Below are 1,843 nucleotides of genomic sequence, written 5' to 3'. Positions count from 1 at the left end.
AACCTACGACCAACCGGTTAACAGCCGGTTGCTCTACCACTGAGCTACTTCGGAACGCTACTATATTGATTATGTACCTGAATACTTTCCTTAAGTACATATATTATTATAGCAAGCATTTTTAAATATACAAGTCCCTTTTTATTTAAATTTTGAGTTTTTATGAAAATTCACTAATTTTATTTTTGAATATAACATACATAAAAGGCAGTGATATTTATCTAATTTCACTGCCTTTTCATTGTTAATTTTCAAAGAATTCAGTAATGGTTTCAACTAATGTATCCGCTAAAGGAAGGGTAGGGTTCGAATACGTTGCAATGTTGGCTTCCCTATCCACAGGTGCGCTCTTTAGTACATGATTCATGCCATCGATATAAACAAGCTTTGCCGTTTCATTTGCTGCTTTTAACGCTTCTGCATCTACATAATTAACCTGGAGATCCGTTGTGCCTTGTACAACTAATACCGGCATGCTTAATTGTTTTATTAAGGACGTAGGGTGTTGTTTTAGCCAAGAAATCATATACTGCTGAACGGATGGTCTAAACAATGCTTGTAGCTCGGTCGGTACTTCCCTTACTTCCTTTCCAGCCTTTAAGCTTGATAATATTTGCTCTGTTTTTGATAATAGCTCCGGCGTCAATTGATCTTGTAGTTGTTCTAATAAAATGACATCTGCCGCTCGCCCTGCCCCAGCTAACGATATGAATGAGTCGACCTCTTCATTTTTCGCTGCCATCATACCGATTAAGGAACCTTCACTATGACCAATAATATGCACGGCTGTAAAACGATTATCCTCTTTAGCAAATTTAATTAGCTGTTCTACATCCTTTACATATTGATCAATTGTAAACTCCTCCTCTGAGGATACTAGTGATGCATTTTCAGCTATTCCGCGTTTATCGAAACGGACAGAAGCTATGCCCTGCATTGCTAAACCTTCAGCAAGCATTTTCAAACTATTATTTTCTCCCATTCCCATTGTATTGCCGTCTTTTGTTGTAGGTCCAGATCCAGCTATTATAATCGCTATAGGTGCATGCTTTTCCTCAGTAAGCTGTAAAGCGGCTTTTAAGTTACCACCTTCTACAGCGATCGATATTTCCTCGTATGTTATTTCTTCTGGGACATGCTTAGAAAATGCAATCGGATATGACTGTCCATTCTGCGTGAAAGTCCCTGTAATTTTATTTCCTTCTAGTTTTCCTGTAATCCGAATAGGTGACCCGTTCAAATTAACCTCTACCGTCATAGTATCCTTGTTATAATGAACTGATTGAAATGGATAATCAATTAAGCCCTGTATTGGTACAGATAATGTACCTGTAATTTCATGCAAATCAATAATAATCGAGAGTGCAGCTTGGGGTATTTCAATATCCCCCTGCCATTTTCCTATAAAATTAGCTGTCACCTTGCTATCCCCTTCGTTACTTTGTTTATTATTGTTAGAACTGCTACACGCTGCTAATAAAAAAACTATTATGCATAAAAACATTAAATTTTTCATATACATCTTCCTCGCCTGAACTTTCCTATATTATACAATTAATATGTAAAGCATGGACTATGCTGAATGACCTGAAATTTTCTTCATGAACTAGGTCTAATCAATTAAAGCAAGATGCCTAAGTGAAATATCACCCTACACATTGTAATAAATATAAAAAGAGAACTACCAATTTCTTAGTAGTTCCCATAAGTATTGCATGCTATTAATCTTATAAAATTTCATATAAAAAAAGCCACTACTGACTAAATCAGCAACGGCTTTTTGCGCCCAGCGACGTCCTACTCTCACAGGGGGAAGCCCCCAACTACCATCGGCGCTAAAGAG

Annotated in this window: 1 protein-coding gene; it reads right to left on the bottom strand. The window is 37.0% G+C overall.

Annotated features, from left to right (window positions below):
• Nucleotides 1-244: 244 nt before the first annotated feature.
• Complete coding sequence (locus V4T18_RS18220) at nt 245-1,420, bottom strand: alpha/beta hydrolase (protein WP_332651868.1); 1,176 nt, start codon at nt 1,418-1,420, stop codon at nt 245-247.
• Nucleotides 1,421-1,843: the final 423 nt, after the last annotated feature.

Origin of the sequence: Lysinibacillus sp. 54212, assembly GCF_036662795.1 — a bacterium.
GTDB lineage: Bacteria > Bacillota > Bacilli > Bacillales_A > Planococcaceae > Lysinibacillus_B.
This window is presented reverse-complemented; position numbering and strand designations above follow the sequence as displayed.